The sequence below is a fragment of the Geodermatophilus obscurus genome (assembly GCF_900143215.1).
GTDB classification, from domain to species: Bacteria; Actinomycetota; Actinomycetes; order Mycobacteriales; family Geodermatophilaceae; genus Geodermatophilus; species Geodermatophilus obscurus_A.
Map to the genome: position 1 here is coordinate 1 of NZ_FRDM01000065.1, position 14,028 is coordinate 14,028.

The following is a 14,028-nucleotide window of genomic DNA, read 5'->3' on the forward strand; positions in this document are numbered from 1 at the left end:
CGCGCCGTCGTGCTCCCGGCAGATCGACGGCTCCGGCTTCGTCTACGCCCGGGAGCGGGTGATGACCAACGCGCACGTGCTCGCCGGCGTCAGCGACCCGGTCGTGGCCGCGGAGGGCGAGGAGTACGCCGCCGTCCCGGTGTACGTGGACGAGGCGACCGACGTCGCGGTGCTCGCCGTCCCCGGGCTGCCGCAGATCCCGCTGACCTTCTCCCCGGAGCCCGCCGACTCCGGGGACGACGCGATCATCATGGGCTACCCCGGTGGCGGTGGGTTGTTCGTCGGGCCGGCACGGGTGCGCGACCACACCGACATCAGCGGCCCGGACTTCCGCAACGAGGAGACCGTGGTCCGCGACGTCTACGCGCTCTACGGCGAAGTGCGCGCGGGCAACTCCGGCGGCCCGCTGTTCGACCCGCAGGGACACGTGCTCGGCGTCGTCTTCGCCTCGGCCATCGACGACCCGCTCACCGGCTACGCCCTCACCTACGAGCAGGTCGAGGGTGCCGCCGCCACCGGCCAGGCCTCGTCGTCCCCGGTGGCCACCGGCGCCTGCGAATGAAGGACCCCGTCCTCCCCACCCCTCGCGAGCTCGGGGCGGTGCCCTGGACGGGGCCGACCTCACGCGCGTGACCAGGCGGCCAGGGCCGCGTTGACCTCCTCGGGTACCTCCTCGTGCGGGAAGTGCCCGACGCCGGGCAGCTCCTGCCACTCGTAGGCGCCGGCCACGTAGCGGCCCGACCCGCGGGCGGACGACGGCAGCACGCAGGGGTCGAGCACGCCGTGCAGCTGCAGCGTCGGCGCGGTCACCGGAGCGGCCATCCGGCGGGCGTAGCGCAGCCCGTCTGGGCGCAGCTGGGAGCGGCCGGCCCAGCGGAAGTACTCCATCGAGCCGTAGGCCGCCTGCGGGATGCGGGCGGCCGACCGGTACCGGGACACCGCCTCGGCGAAGCCTGCGGTGGCGGTCCACGCGGGCCCGGCCCAGCGGCGCATGAGGTCGGCCACCGGGTCGTCGTCGGCCCGGGTCAGCCGCCGCTCGGGCAGGCGGGGCAGCTGGAAGCCGAGGATGTGGCGCAGCGCCTTCCGCTGCGCCCGGTCGGCCAGCGCGGCGCGCAGCTGCCGCGGGTGCGCCATGGAGAGCACGGCCAGCCGACGGACGCTGCGGGGGTGCAGCGCGGCCATCGTCCAGGCCACCAGCCCGCCCCAGTCGTGCCCGACCACGACGGCGTCGCGCTCGCCCAGCGCGCGGACCAGCGCGGCGACGTCGGCGGCCGCGGTCGGCAGGTCGTAGCCGCGCGGGGGCTTGTCGCTGCCGCCGTAACCGCGCAGGTCGGGCGCGACGGCGCGGAAGCCGGCCGCGGCCAGGGCCGGCAGCTGTGCCCGCCAGGCCCACCAGAACTCGGGGAACCCGTGCAGCAGCAGCACCAGTGGGCCCTCGCCGACCTCGGCGACGTGCAGCCGGACGCCGTTGGCCGACAGGTCGCGGTGCGTCCAGGGGCCGGGGAGCAGGACGCTGGTGGCGTCCGGCCGCTCCGTGTCGGGTGTGCTCACCGGAGCGGGCGCGCGGGCGCGCCCGCTCAGACGGTGTAGTTCTCGCTGCCGCGCAGCTGCACGCGGCCGTTGCTGACGGTCGGCACCTCCCGGCGACGCTGGCCGGGCGCCTCCCGGTGGATGACCTCGGGGAGGTCGCGCAGCGTCTCGATCGTCCGCTCGGGCTTCTCGATCTTCTTCAACGACCGGCGGCCCACCAGGGCGGCGATGCCGGCCAGGAGCAGCAGCAGCAGCCAGACGATCAGGTAGGAGATCCAGCGCTCCAGCCCCAGCCAGGTGAGGAACTCGGCGATGGTGACGAACAGGAAGATGCCGGAGAAGGCGAGCAGGACGGCGGCGGCGCCGAAGGCCCCGGCTCCGATCCCGGCCTTCTTCGCCGACTTCCCGACCTCGGCCTTGGCCAGCTCGATCTCGCTGCGGATCAGCGTCGAGACGTCGGCCATGGCGCTCTGCACCAGGGCGCCGATGGACGGCTCCTCCGCGCGGGTGGTGCTCCGTGCCCCGGACGGGTTCGACGATGCGCTGTGGGCCACGAGGGGCACCTCCTGGGGTCGACGGGCGGCTACCGGGCCGCCCGACGCGAGCGGACCCACCTGGGGAGATCGTGCCCCATGATCACCGTGTGCGCGCCCCGGCCTCCCGCGCACGAGCGCGGGAGGCCAGGACGGCGACCCCTGTGGAGACCGCTGGCCCCGTCCAGAGGCTCGCCGCGAGCTCGCGAGCGGTGAGGAGGGCGGGTCCTCTTACGGGTGGCGGGGGGCAGGGGGTCCTCTGTCAGTCCTCCGAGGAGGACGCCGGCAGCTTGTCCTTGATCAGGTTCATCACCGACGAGTCGGTGAGCGTCGTGACGTCACCGAGCTCGCGGTTCTCGGCGATGTCCCTCAGCAGCCGGCGCATGATCTTGCCGGAGCGGGTCTTGGGCAGCTCCTGCACGACCATGATCTGGCGCGGCTTGGCGATCGGGCCGATGTCCTTGGCCACGTGGGTGCGCAGCTGCTGGACCAGCTCGTCGCCCGAGTCCTCGGCGCTCCCGCGCAGGATGACGAAGGCCACGATGCCCTGGCCGGTGGTCGGGTCGCTGGCGCCGACGACCGCCGCCTCGGCCACTGCCGGGTGCGCGACCAGGGAGGACTCCACCTCGGTGGTGGAGATCCGGTGGCCGGAGACGTTCATCACGTCGTCCACCCGGCCGAGCAGCCAGATGTCGCCGTCGGCGTCCTTCTTCGCGCCGTCCCCGGCGAAGTAGACGTTCTTGCCGAACCGCGACCAGTAGGTGTCGACGTAGCGGTCGTCGTCGCCCCAGATGGTGCGCAGCATCGACGGCCACGGCTCGGTGAGGACCAGCAGGCCGGTGGCGTCGTCGCCGAGCTCGTTGCCCTCGTCGTCGACGACCAAGGCCTTGATGCCGGGGAACGGCGTCTGCGCCGAGCCGGGCTTGAGGTCCGTGACGCCGGGCAGTGGGTTGATCATGTGGGCACCGGTCTCGGTCTGCCACCAGGTGTCCACGATCGGGCAGCGGCCGCCGCCGATGTTCTTGTGGTACCAGAGCCAGGCCTCGGGGTTGATCGGCTCACCCACCGAGCCGAGCAGCCGCAGCGAGGACAGGTCGAACTTGGCCGGGATGTCCTCGCCCCACTTCATGAAGGTGCGGATCACCGTGGGGGCCGTGTACATGATCGTGACCTTGTACTTTTCGATGAGCTCGAACCAGCGACCGCGGTGCGGGGTCTCCGGGGTGCCCTCGTACATGATCGAGGTGGCCCGGTTGGCCAGCGGTCCGTAGACGATGTAGCTGTGGCCGGTGACCCAGCCGATGTCGGCCGAGGTCCAGAAGACGTCGGTGTCGGCCTTGAGGTCGAAGGACGCCCAGTGCGTGTAGGCGACCTGGGTCAGGTAGCCGCCGCTGGTGTGCAGGATGCCCTTCGGTGATGCCGTCGTCCCCGACGTGTACATGATGTAGAGCGGGTGCTCGGCGTCGAACGCCTCGGCCGTGTGCTCGGTCGACTGCCGGTCGACGACGTCGTGCCACCACAGGTCGCGGCCCTCGGTCCACTCGACGTCCTGCTCGGTCCGCCGGACGACGAGCACGTTGCGGACGCTGTCGGTGCGGCCGACCGCCTCGTCCACCGCCGGCTTGAGCGCACTCGGCGAGCCACGCCGGTAGCCGCCGTCGGAGGTGACCACGACGACAGCGCCGGAGTCGGTGATCCGGCTGGCCAGCGCGTCGCTGGAGAAGCCGCCGAACACCACCATGTGGACGGCGCCGATGCGGGCGCAGGCCAGCATCGCGACGACCGCCTCCGGGATCATCGGCATGTAGATGGCGACCCGGTCGCCGGCCTGCACGCCCAGCTCCAGCAGCGCGTTCGCGGCCTTGCAGACCTCGTCCTTGAGCTGGGCGTAGGTGATCGTGCGGGTGTCGCCCGGCTCGCCCTCCCAGTGGTAGGCGACCTGCTCGCCATGACCGGACTCCACGTGCCGGTCGACGCAGTTGTAGGCGACGTTGAGCTTGCCGCCGACGAACCACTTCGCGAACGGCGGGTTGCTCCAGTCCAGGACCTCGTCCCACTTCTGTGACCAGCTCAGGCGCTCGGCTGCCTCGGCCCAGAAGCCCAGCCGGTCCTGCGCGGCCCGCTCGTAGACGTCGGGGCCCACGTTGGCCTGTGCTGCCAGCTGCTCCGGCGCCGGGAACCGGCGGCCCTCCAGCTCGGTCGACTCGCTCATGCGACTCCTCCTGCTCCGTGGCGTCGTCGTCGGCGCCTGTCCTGTGTCCGGTCGTCGCGGTCGGCATGCGGCGTCGCGGCACCGACGCGACGCAGCGTGCTCTCCGCCACACCGTATGGCCCACGACGCATTCCGTCTGCCCGGCGCAACGTCGGCGCAGCGGGGCGCGTGGTCCGGTTCGCGGTCGGCGGCCAGACTGGCGAGGTGGCGGCGGGTGTGCAGGCGGCGGTGGCCGCCCGGGTGCCGGGTGCGGCGGCGCTCGGCCTGCTGGCGCCCCCGTCCGCGGTCGCCGTCCCGGCCGTGCTGCTGGCCGACGTCGACTGGACGAGCGCGCGGCTGGCCGCGCTCGGGGCGCGGTACGCCTCTGACGACCGGCGGGTGCTGGCCACCGTGTGGTGGTACTCGGCGTCCTCGGTGCTGCTCACCCCGGCACTGGCCGGGCTGGCCACCGGGCTGCCGCTGTCGGCGCGGCTGGCCGACACCTCGGTGGCCCTGCTCGCGGGCGGGACGCCGATCGCCGCCACGTCGTCGGCACCGGGCACGGACACCGCCGCGGAGCTGCGGGGGAGCCTCTCCGCGGTGGTCGACGCCGTGGCCGCGGCCGGCGGCATGCGCGCGCGGCCGCTCTGGGCGATCGCCGCCGACTCGCTGGCCAACCGGCTGCTCGCCCTGGGCCGGGCGCTCGGGCAGGAGCGGCGGGGGACCGCGCTGGCCGCGCCGCTGGCGGCCGCCGTCGGGCCGCCGCTCCCGGTGCCCCGCTACGTCGACGTCGCCGGCGTCCGCTTCACCCGACGGGTGTCGTGCTGCCTGCTCTACCGGCTGCCGCCCGAGCCGCTGTGCACCTCCTGCCCGCGCCGGCCCGCCGCCGAGCGGGAGGTCCTGCTCGAGGACACCGCCGCGCGGATGCGCTGACCGGCCGGCCGGACGCTCCGCCGGCGCCGGTACCCGGACGCCCGGCCCGCGGCCGCCGGCTCCGCCTCGTGGCCGCTACGGCAGGAACAGCATCGTGTCGCCGAACTCGTGCCACAGGTACCCACTCGCGGCGGCCCGGGCGTAGGCCTCGTCCACCAGCTCGCGCCCGGCCACCGCCTCGAGCAGCAGCAGGTGGCTGGCGTCGGGTGCGTGCAGCCCGGTGAGCAGGCCGGTGACGGCGCGGGCCGGGCGGTCGGGGCCCAGCACGAGGTCGGTCCAGCCGGCGGCGGGGCGGGTGACGCCGTCCTCGCCGGTCGCGGTCTCCAGCGCGCGGGTGACCGTCGTCCCGACGGCGACCACCCGGCGGCCGGCCTCCCGCGTGGCGTCGACCAGCCGGGCGGTGACCTCGGGCACCCGGTAGCGCTCCGCCATCGGCGGCTCGTGCAACTCGGGGCTGGAGACGCCGGCGTGCAGCACCACCGGGACGACGGGGACCCCGCGGGCCATCAGCCGCACCAGCACCCGGTCGGTGAACGGCCGCCCGGCGCTGGCGTTCTCCGCGCTGCCGGGCTCGGTGGCGTAGACGTTCTGCGCGTCGGCCAGCGGGACGGCGGCGCCGAGGTGGCCGTAGCGGATGGGTGTGCCGTGCCGCCGCAGGAGTTCGGCCGCCGGGACGTCCGGGTCGGGGCGGGCCCGCCACAGCCGAGATGCCCGCGCCGGGTCGGGGAAGCCCTCGAGCAGCCGCAGCCGGACCCCGCCGGGCAGGTCGAGCACCGTGCCGGGTTCCACCCCGCGGTCCGGGCCGTCGTTGTCCGGGCGGCGCAGTTCCACGACCCAGTCGCCGTCGTCCAGCGTGGTCGACACGTGCAGCGGGGCGCGGATGCCGTCGGCCCGCCGGACGTCGAGGCGCGCGGGCAGCGTGGCCGAGGTGTTGACGACGAGGTCACCGGGCTCGAGCAGCTCGGGCAGGTCGCGGAAGGTCGTCTCGGTGATCCCGCCGGGTCGGACCGCCATCAGCCGGACGCCGTCGCGGGCCAGGCCCCGGCGCTCCGGCGGCGCGCTGGCCTCGGCACCCATGGCGAAGGTGGTCATCGGCCGGCCTCCGCCGGGACGGCGAGGTCCGCGGCGCGGTAGCGGCCGCTGGGAAGAGCCTCGTCCGCCAGCCGCAGCAGGGCCGGGACGACGGCCGCCGGCTCCGGCAGCCCGGTCGCGTCGGGGTCGGCCGCGCGGTGCATGTCGGTGGCCATGTCGCCGGGGTCGACGGCGTACACCCGCAGGCCGGGGTGCTCGGCGGCGAGGACGGCGGTCAGCTGGTCCAGCGCGGCCTTGCTCGCGCCGTAGCCGCCCCAGCCCTCGTAGGCCTCGACCGCGGCGTCGCTGCTGATGTCGAGCACGACCCCGCCGGACCGCTCGAGCGCCGGCAGCACCGCCTGGAGCAGCGCGAGCGGGGCGACGGTGTTCACCGCCAGCACCCGCTCGAGGGCCGCGGGCGGCAGGGCGGCCAGCCGGGGGAGCGGGGTGGGGCCGAGCTCGCTGGCGTTGTTGACCAGCAGGTCGAGCCGGTCACCGACGGCGGCGGCGAGCGCGGCGCGGTGGGCGGGGTCGGCGACGTCGCCGGGCACGGCAGTGACCAGGTCCGGACGGGGCAGCGCGGCGACGCCGGCTGCCAGCCGGTCGGGGTCGCGGCCGTCGACGACGAGCCGCCAGCCGCGGCGGTTCAGCGCCTCGGTGAGAGCGGCGCCGAGGCCACGGGAGGCGCCGGTGACGAGTGCGGTGGGAGGTGTCATGGCGCTACGGTCGGACCTGAAGTCGACTTGAGGTCAAGGGGAGGCGCCGTGGACGGGCTGCTGACGATCGGGCAGGTGGCCGAGCGGTCGGGGATGGCCGTCTCCGCGCTGCGCTACTACGAGGCGCAGGGCCTGGTCGCCGCCACCCGGACGGCCGGCGGCGCCCGGCGCTTCCCGCGCAGCGTGCTGCGCCGGCTGGCGTTCGTCCGCGCCGCGCAGAACGTCGGGCTCACGCTGCCGGAGATCCGCGAGGCGCTGGCCACGCTGCCGGACGGGCGGACGCCGTCGGGCCGCGACTGGGCCCGGCTCTCGGAGTCCTGGCGGGAGCGGCTCGACGAGCGGATCGCGGCGCTGGTGCAGCTGCGGGACGGGCTGTCGTCCTGCATCGGCTGCGGTTGCCTGTCGCTGACCCGGTGCGGCCTCTACAACCCCGGCGACGTCGCCGGCAGGGAGGGGCCGGGTGCGCGCCGGCTGTCCCCGGCTCTGCGGCGGGTGCCGCCGACCTCCAACGCCGGGTGACCCCTGCGACCGACGCCGGGTGGTCGTCCCGGTGTCGCACGCCCCGCGGCTGCGGGAGAGGATCGCGGCGTGACGGTGATGCCGGCTGCGTTCCTCGGCCACGGCAACCCGATGAACGCCCTCGAGGACAACCGCTACACGCGGGCCTGGCGCGCGTTCGGCCGGGCCGTGCCCCGGCCGCGGGCGATCCTCGTCGTCTCGGCGCACTGGTACCTGCACGCCACCGCGATGACCGCGATGCCCCGGCCGCGCACCCTGCACGACTTCTACGGTTTCCCGCGCGAGCTCTACGACGTCGACTACGGGGCGCCCGGGCTGCCCGAGCTGTACGAGGAGGTCGCCGACGTCGTCCACCCGACGGAGGTCGGCGCCGACCTCGACAGCTGGGGCATCGACCACGGCGCCTGGTCGGTGCTGCGGCACGCCTTCCCGGACGCCGACGTGCCGGTGGTGCAGCTGTCGGTCAACGCGCTCGAACCGGCCGAGCACCACCTGCGCCTGGGCGCCGCGCTCGCCCCGCTGCGGGAGGACGGCGTGCTGGTGATCGGCAGCGGCAACGTCGTCCACAACCTGGCCGCGGTGAGCCGCACGATGCCCGACAGCGGGTTCGACTGGGCCCGTCGCTTCGACGAGCGGGTGCGCGAGCTGATGCAGGAGCGGCCGGCCGAGGTCGCAGCCCTCGACGGGCACCCGGACGCCGGCCTCGCCGTCCCCACCCCCGACCACCTGCTGCCGCTGCTCTACGTCGCCGGGATCGCGGGGGCGACCGGCACGACGGCCGAGCTGCTGGTCGACGGGTTCACCGACGGCTCGCTGTCGATGGCCTCCTACACCGTCGGCATGACGCCTCCCGCGGTCGTCGACGTCGCCTGACCGGTGCCTACCCGGCGGCCGCGGGCGGTTCAGCGGTCCCGGCGTCGCTGATCCGCGGGAAGGGCCGCGTGGAGAACACCACCTCGACCGGCAGGCCGAAGAACTCGGCGATGCGCAGCGCCAGGTGCAGGCTGGGGTTGTACTCGCCGCGCTCCAGGTAGCCGACGGTCTGGTAGTGGACGCCGAGTGCGTCGGCCAGCTCCCGCCGGGTGACGCCCTGCTCGGCGCGCAGCAGCGCGATGCGGTTGTGGACGGCGTCCCCGCCGGCCCGGTCACTGCTCACGCCTCCTCCTCTCCGGTGCCCGCCGGCCGCGTCCGCGGCGCTGCCGTGTCCTGGGCCGAGCTCGCCCGCTGGCTCATCTCACCCACTGGCTCATCTCACCCACTGGCCGGCCGTGTCGCGGGCGGCGGCGACCTGGGAGCCGGACTGCCGCCGGGTCATCCGGCGCAGCACCACCGGGGTGACCAGCAGGCCCGCGACGGCCCAGACGGTGAGCACCACGGCGACCTGTCCGGTCCGCCAGGAGCCGCCGAGCTCCAGGGCGGCGGCCGAGTCGGGCAGGAACGCCGACCGCATGCCCAGCCCGAGCCAGTAGACCGGGAAGACCTGCGCGACCGCCTGCAGCCAGCCCCACAGCGCCTGCACCGGGACGAAGATCCCGGAGACGGCGGTCAGGAGGAGTACCGGCGTCATCCCCCAGGTGCTCACCTTCTGCACGTTGGGCACGACCGAACCCAGGACCATCCCGATGGGGAGTGTGGCCAGCAGGCCCAGCGTCAGCACCCATGCGACGGTGACCCAGCCGCCGGCGCCGGAGGGCATCACGTCGAACAGCAGCGCGCTGGGCACCAGGACCACCAGCAGGAGCGGCAGCAGGCTCAGCGAGTGGTACACGAGCTGTCCGGTGACGTAGCCCTCCATCCCGTGGGGAAGCGCCTTGTGGCGCAGCAGCGTGCCGTCCTCTCGCTCCATCGCCAGCGCGAACGCCGGTCCGATGATGACGCCGAACGCCACGAGGGCGCCGAGGATGCTCGGCAGGGCGACGGTCGGGTAGGACAGCGTCAGGGATGCCCCGCTGACCTCGTTGTCGCGGTTGAACCACAGGTAGGCCAGCGTGCCGACGCCCATGAACAGGTAGAAGCTCTGGTCTTGCGTGCTGCGCAGGCTCAGCAGGAACTCCGTCCAGCCTCGGCGCGCACCGAGCCGGACGGCGTGCGGGGTGACGGTCACCGGATCTCCTCCAGCTGGGGTCGGACGCCCGCCTCGTGCCGGGCGACCATGGCGATGTAGGTGTCCTCCAGGCCGGCGCGCCGGACCTCGAGGTCGGCGACGTCGTCGCCGTACTGCTCGAACAGCCGCCGCACGAAGGGGGTCGGCTCCTCGGTCGCGTGCACGAAGCGCTCGCCGTGCCGGGTCCAGCGCACCTCGCTGGTGGCGGCCACCTGCCGGTTCAGCGCCTCGGCGCTGCCGTCGGCGACGATCCGGCCGCCCGCGAGGACGAGGATCCGGTCGGCCAGCCGCTCGGCCTCGCCGAGGTCGTGCGTGGTCAGCAGGATGCTGGTGCCCTCCAGGTCGGAGAGCCGGTGCACCAGGTCGTGGAAGTCCCGTCGGGCCTGCGGGTCGAACCCGGCGGTCGGCTCGTCGAGGAAGAGCAGCTCCGGCCGGCCGACGATGCCGACCGCCACGTCCAACCGCCGCCGTCGTCCGCCGGAGAGGGTGGCGATCTTGCGGTCGGCGTCGTCGGTCAGGCCGACTGTGTCGAGCAGCCAGTCGACGTCGTACGGGCGCGGGTGCCCGGGTGTGGCGTAGGGGCGGTAGTAGCCGCCGAGCTGGGTGAGCAGCCGGCGCGGCGTCCAGCGGGGGTGGTCGCGCCACGACTGCAGCACGATGCCGACCCGCGCCCGCCAGGCGTCATCGGCCCGCGACGGTTCGGTGCCGAGCACCCGCACGTCGCCGGCCGACGGCAGCCGGAAGCCCTCCAGGACCTCGATGGTGGTCGTCTTGCCCGCCCCGTTCGGGCCGAGCAGGCAGATCACCTCACCGGCGTGGACGTCGAGGTCGACGCCGGTGAGGACGTCGTGACTCCCGTAGCTCATCCGCAGGCCGCGGACCCGCACGACCGGTTGCTCCGACACGCTCCGGGTCATCGCGCCTCCTCGATGTCTTGCCGGTGTGGTGATAATAGGTGTACTACATCGGCAGTACCAGTACTCGCGGTGCGGACGACGGGAGCTCGGGATGGTCTCGCGGACGGCGCTCCCCTCGACGCTGCGCTGGCTGGCGCTGGTCGTCCCGCTCGTCGACGTCGCGCTGGTCGTGTCCGGGGTGCTGTCGCTCCGGACCGGCGTCGTCGTGGCGCTGGTGCTGGAGGCACTCCTCGCCGTCGTCCTGGTCGTCGAGGCGACCGCCTTCCGCCGGGCGTACCGGGCGACCCGGCACCGTGGTGCTGGCCGCCGCGCGGGTCTCGCGGCCGGAGCGGAGGCCGTCTGGCCACCGCTGGTCCTCCGGCTGGTCCGCGCCGAGGCCGGGGTGGTCCGGGCGCTGTGGTGGGCCGTCCGGCGTCGCTCGGCGGTCGGGCCGGACGACCTGCCGGTGCCCTACGCCGGCCGCTTCGGCCTGGTCCTCGGCGCGGTGACCGCCCTCGGCGTGCTGGAGACCGCGGTCGTCCACGTGCTGCTCCCGTGGGAGACGGCGCGGTGGGTCCTGCTGGCCGTGTCGGTGTACGCCCTGTTCTGGGTGCTCGGCTGGGGGCTGTCGCTGTTCCAGCACCCGCACGTCCTCCGCGACGGCGAGCTGGTGCTGCGGTCCGGGCACCTGCGCTCGATCGCCGTCCCGCTGGCCGGCCTGGTCTCGGTCCGGCGCAGCGCGGAGTCCGAGCACGGGCGGACGCTCGTCCGTGACGGGGACCGGCTGGTGCTGTCGGTCATGGGCGACACGAACGTGGAACTGCGCGTCGACGCGCCGGTGCACGTGGACGGGCAGGACGAGCCGGGGGCGCGCATCGCCTTCTGGGCCGACGACCCGCAGGCGGTGGTCCGGCTGCTCCGCGACCGGGCCGTCCCGGCCGGCCGGCCGCTGACGTTCCCGTGGGAACGTCGGACACGGGACCGCACCACCTCGCCGGTGGGGCCTTCAGGCGTTCCCGCGGAACGTCGGCTCCTCGGTGTCGTTGCCGTGAGGGTGTCCGTGACCTGCGGTTCCGTCGCCCCTGCGCCCTAGTCTCCGTACGGGTGTTCGAGGAGGAGGGGCTGTGGCGGAGGAGTGCGAGGGCGGCGAGCTGCCGCTGGAGGAGCTGGCGCGGCGGATCACCGGTGGAGCGGTCCGGTTGGCCGCGGCCACCGCGGCGTGGCTGGTGCTGGTCGCGGAGTTCGACCGACGCGGTGGGTGGGGCGCGGTCGGCATCCGGTCGTGTGCGCACTGGCTGGCGTGGCAGTGCGGCCTCTCACCTGGCGCGGCCAGAGAACACGTCCGGGTGGCCCGCGCCCTGACCACGCTGCCGCACACGTCGGCGTCCTTCGCCGCCGGGCGGCTGTCCTACGCCAAGGTGCGCGCGCTGACCCGGGTGGCCGACCCGGCCACCGAGGCGGCGCTGCTGGAGCTGGCGCACGAGCTCACCGCCTCGCAGCTGGAGCGGGTGGTCCGCCAGTGGCGCCGGTCGGACGCCGTCGATGGCGCCACCGTGGCCGCCAGGCGGCGCTTCGACACCTGGTGGGACGACGACGGGATGCTGCACGTGCGTCTGTGCCTGGCAGCGGAGGAGGGGGCGCAGTTCCTGGCCGGGGTGGACTCGATCGCCGAGCGGACCGCCCGCCGCGAGCGAGCCGAGACGAAGGCAGCGGTCGCAGGGTCGGCTCAGCCCGCCGGTCCCGGTCAGGACGAGCACGACGAGGTGGCCGCGGCGCGCGGCCGGACGACGGCACGGCGGTGTGCAGCGGTCGCGCAGCTGGCACCCGCTGCCGCCGACGCCGACCGCCGGGCCGGGGACCCGCCACGCCGCGAGGTCGTCGTGCACGCCGACGCCGCGGTGATCGCCGACGACGCCGCCGCCGGTCGCGCCCACCTGGAGGGCGGCCCGGCACTGCACCCCGCCCAGGTCCGGCGGATGCTCTGCGAGGCCACGGTGGTGACCATGCTGGCGCGCGGCCGGGAACCCCTGGCCGTCGGCCGCACCCGGCGGTTCGCGACCCGGGCACAGCGCCGGGCGCTGCACCGGCGCGACGGCGGCTGCGCCCGCCCCGGCTGCGCGGAGACCCGGATCGAGCGGCTGCACGCCCACCACCTGCGGCACTGGCTGCACGGCGGAGCCACCGACGTGTCGAACATGGTGCTGCTGTGCGACGTCGACCACGGCCTGGCGCACGACCTGAACCTGGTGATGACCCGGCGCGACGGCCGGCTGGTCGTCACCACCCCCGACGGCCGACGCGTGTGGGGCGCGGCCGACGCAGCCTTCCGCCACGGGGTCGCCGGTCCGTCGTCGCAGGCCGGCGACGCCTCCCTCGCCGGTGTGCAGCCGCTCGACACCGCCGTCGGGCGACGTCCCGCACCGGTCACCGCCGCGGACGAGGTCGGGGCGACACCCACCGCGTCGATCACCCGGCTGCTCTTCCCCGACAGGGCGCCTGACCTGCCCGACGCGATGCACGTCAACGGCGAACCGATGGACCTGGCCTACGTGGTCGGCGTCCTGCTGGCCAACCGCGACCTGGAACGCCGCTTCGCCGCCGAGAACGCGGAGGACACCGGGAGGCTGGTCGCCGTGGCCTGAGACGTGCGCCGGCGAGGCGTTCCCGCGGGAACGCCCGGTGACCGGCAGGGCCCGTCCTGGATCCCCGCCCGCTAGGTTCCGGACGTGGCCGAGGAGCTACCTGCACGGGATCGAGGCGCCCAGGAGGTCGAGATCTCGCTGCCGTTCACCGGGCGGTGGCTGGTCGAGAACAGCCCGGCGCGAAGGGTCCCGAGCCACGGGACCGATCTCTTCGGCGAGCGCTACGCCATCGACTTCGTCGGCGTGGACGACCGCCACCGGACGGCCGGCACCCGTGATTGGCGGACCCTCCTCGCCACCGAGCCGCCGGAGCGCTTCGTCGCCTTCGGCCGGCCCGTCCTGGCCCCGGGCGACGGCACCGTCGTCCACGTGCACGACGCCGAGCCCGACCACGAGGCACGACGGTCACAGCTGGCGCTGGTCCCGTACGCGCTGGGCCAGGCCGGCCGGCTCCGCCGGGGTGCGGGCGCTGTGGCGGGGAACCACGTGGTCGTCCACCTGATCGAGAGCGGCACCTTCGTCCTCCTGGCGCACCTGCAGCTGGACTCGGTGCGCGTCTCGCCCGGCCAGGAGGTGCTGGACGGCCAGCAGATCGCGCGGTGCGGCAACTCCGGCAACTCGACCCAGCCGCACGTGCACCTGCAGGTCATGGACGGCGCGGACCCGTTCGTCGCCCGCGGCGTGCCCATGACCTTCCGGCACTTCCGCGAGTGGCCGGCCCGGACCGGGCAACCCCAGGTCAGAGGACGGGGGATGCCAGGTGAGGGAGCGGTGGTCGAGCCGGTGGCCGCCCCTCGATGACGCGGCTCGCAGCCGGCTGACGCGGCGTTCCCGGCGGGAACGCCGGGCGGGTCCGGGGGCGTCAGCGCAGGTGAGCAAGCCCTGCGGTCAGC

15 protein-coding genes are annotated in these 14,028 nt (G+C 74.8%); 7 read left to right on the forward strand and 8 right to left on the reverse strand.

Translation table 11 applies throughout. The features are described from left to right. The coding region (locus BUB17_RS24260; protein ID WP_141243187.1) for a trypsin-like peptidase domain-containing protein at positions 1-562 on the forward strand (562 nt) is incomplete at its 5' end. A 59-nt stretch (positions 563-621) separates the two neighbouring features. On the opposite strand, the gene BUB17_RS24265 is transcribed toward BUB17_RS24260, so the two are convergent. The 3 genes from BUB17_RS24265 to acs all read right to left on the reverse strand — a co-directional run bounded on the left by BUB17_RS24265 (position 622) and on the right by acs (position 4,275). After that, positions 622-1,551: an alpha/beta fold hydrolase gene (locus BUB17_RS24265; protein ID WP_072921259.1), complete on the reverse strand. Its 930-nt coding sequence runs from the start codon at positions 1,549-1,551 to the stop codon at positions 622-624. A 26-nt stretch (positions 1,552-1,577) separates the two neighbouring features. Then, complete coding sequence (locus BUB17_RS24270) at positions 1,578-2,084, reverse strand: phage holin family protein (protein WP_072921261.1); 507 nt, start codon at positions 2,082-2,084, stop codon at positions 1,578-1,580. Between the two features lie 241 nt (positions 2,085-2,325). Beyond that, positions 2,326-4,275: an acetate--CoA ligase gene (gene acs, locus BUB17_RS24275; protein WP_072921263.1), complete on the reverse strand. Its 1,950-nt coding sequence runs from the start codon at positions 4,273-4,275 to the stop codon at positions 2,326-2,328. 204 nt (positions 4,276-4,479) lie between these two features. On the opposite strand from acs, the gene BUB17_RS24280 reads away from it, so the two are divergent. Continuing rightward, positions 4,480-5,187 carry a (2Fe-2S)-binding protein gene (locus BUB17_RS24280; RefSeq protein ID WP_244277472.1) on the forward strand — a complete coding sequence of 236 codons (708 nt, stop codon included), beginning with the start codon at positions 4,480-4,482 and terminating at the stop codon, positions 5,185-5,187. A gap of 75 nt (positions 5,188-5,262) precedes the next feature. Here the strand turns inward: BUB17_RS24280 and BUB17_RS24285 are convergent, their stop codons facing one another. After that, on the reverse strand, positions 5,263-6,279 hold the full coding sequence (locus BUB17_RS24285) for an S-adenosylmethionine:tRNA ribosyltransferase-isomerase (protein WP_072921265.1): 1,017 nt from the start codon (positions 6,277-6,279) through the stop codon (positions 5,263-5,265). Next, positions 6,276-6,974 carry an SDR family NAD(P)-dependent oxidoreductase gene (locus BUB17_RS24290; RefSeq protein ID WP_072921267.1) on the reverse strand — a complete coding sequence of 233 codons (699 nt, stop codon included), beginning with the start codon at positions 6,972-6,974 and terminating at the stop codon, positions 6,276-6,278. Before BUB17_RS24290 ends, BUB17_RS24285 begins: the two co-directional genes overlap by 4 nt. Before the next feature lie 48 nt (positions 6,975-7,022). Here BUB17_RS24290 and soxR point away from each other — a divergent pair, with 48 nt between their 5' ends. Together soxR and ygiD are read left to right on the forward strand one after the other, a co-directional pair. After that, positions 7,023-7,493 (forward strand): redox-sensitive transcriptional activator SoxR, encoded by a 471-nt coding sequence (gene soxR / locus BUB17_RS24295; RefSeq protein WP_072921269.1) that lies wholly within the window; start codon positions 7,023-7,025, stop codon positions 7,491-7,493. Between the two features lie 78 nt (positions 7,494-7,571). Next, positions 7,572-8,366, forward strand: a complete 795-nt coding sequence (gene ygiD / locus BUB17_RS24300) for a 4,5-DOPA-extradiol-dioxygenase (RefSeq protein ID WP_072921285.1) — start codon at positions 7,572-7,574, stop codon at positions 8,364-8,366. A gap of 7 nt (positions 8,367-8,373) precedes the next feature. Here the strand turns inward: ygiD and BUB17_RS24305 are convergent, their stop codons facing one another. The 3 genes from BUB17_RS24305 to BUB17_RS24315 all read right to left on the reverse strand — a co-directional run bounded on the left by BUB17_RS24305 (position 8,374) and on the right by BUB17_RS24315 (position 10,514). Beyond that, positions 8,374-8,649: a helix-turn-helix transcriptional regulator gene (locus tag BUB17_RS24305; protein ID WP_072921271.1), complete on the reverse strand. Its 276-nt coding sequence runs from the start codon at positions 8,647-8,649 to the stop codon at positions 8,374-8,376. 90 nt (positions 8,650-8,739) lie between these two features. Then, complete coding sequence (locus BUB17_RS24310) at positions 8,740-9,597, reverse strand: ABC transporter permease (RefSeq protein WP_072921273.1); 858 nt, start codon at positions 9,595-9,597, stop codon at positions 8,740-8,742. After that, entirely contained in the window at positions 9,594-10,514 is a 921-nt protein-coding gene (locus tag BUB17_RS24315; protein ID WP_072921275.1) for an ABC transporter ATP-binding protein, read from the reverse strand. Before BUB17_RS24315 ends, BUB17_RS24310 begins: the two co-directional genes overlap by 4 nt. Before the next feature lie 91 nt (positions 10,515-10,605). On the opposite strand from BUB17_RS24315, the gene BUB17_RS24320 reads away from it, so the two are divergent. The 3 genes from BUB17_RS24320 to BUB17_RS24330 all read left to right on the forward strand — a co-directional run bounded on the left by BUB17_RS24320 (position 10,606) and on the right by BUB17_RS24330 (position 13,936). Continuing rightward, a complete protein-coding gene (locus tag BUB17_RS24320) occupies positions 10,606-11,586 on the forward strand; it encodes a hypothetical protein (RefSeq protein WP_072921277.1) in 981 nt (326 codons plus the stop codon). 31 nt (positions 11,587-11,617) lie between these two features. Then, a complete protein-coding gene (locus BUB17_RS24325; RefSeq protein ID WP_072921279.1) occupies positions 11,618-13,135 on the forward strand; it encodes an HNH endonuclease signature motif containing protein in 1,518 nt (505 codons plus the stop codon). A gap of 84 nt (positions 13,136-13,219) precedes the next feature. Beyond that, positions 13,220-13,936 carry a M23 family metallopeptidase gene (locus tag BUB17_RS24330; RefSeq protein ID WP_072921281.1) on the forward strand — a complete coding sequence of 239 codons (717 nt, stop codon included), beginning with the start codon at positions 13,220-13,222 and terminating at the stop codon, positions 13,934-13,936. The last annotated feature ends 92 nt before the right edge of the window (positions 13,937-14,028 follow it).

Coding starts and splice junctions, on each gene's coding strand:
- acs (WP_072921263.1), bottom strand. CDS start 4,275: ATGAGCGAGTCGACCGAGCTGGAGGGCCGCCGGTTCCCGGCGCCGGAG.
- BUB17_RS24285 (WP_072921265.1), bottom strand. CDS start 6,279: ATGACCACCTTCGCCATGGGTGCCGAGGCCAGCGCGCCGCCGGAGCGC.
- BUB17_RS24290 (WP_072921267.1), bottom strand. CDS start 6,974: ATGACACCTCCCACCGCACTCGTCACCGGCGCCTCCCGTGGCCTCGGC.
- ygiD (WP_072921285.1), top strand. CDS start 7,572: ATGCCGGCTGCGTTCCTCGGCCACGGCAACCCGATGAACGCCCTCGAG.
- BUB17_RS24315 (WP_072921275.1), bottom strand. CDS start 10,514: ATGACCCGGAGCGTGTCGGAGCAACCGGTCGTGCGGGTCCGCGGCCTG.
- BUB17_RS24320 (WP_072921277.1), top strand. CDS start 10,606: ATGGTCTCGCGGACGGCGCTCCCCTCGACGCTGCGCTGGCTGGCGCTG.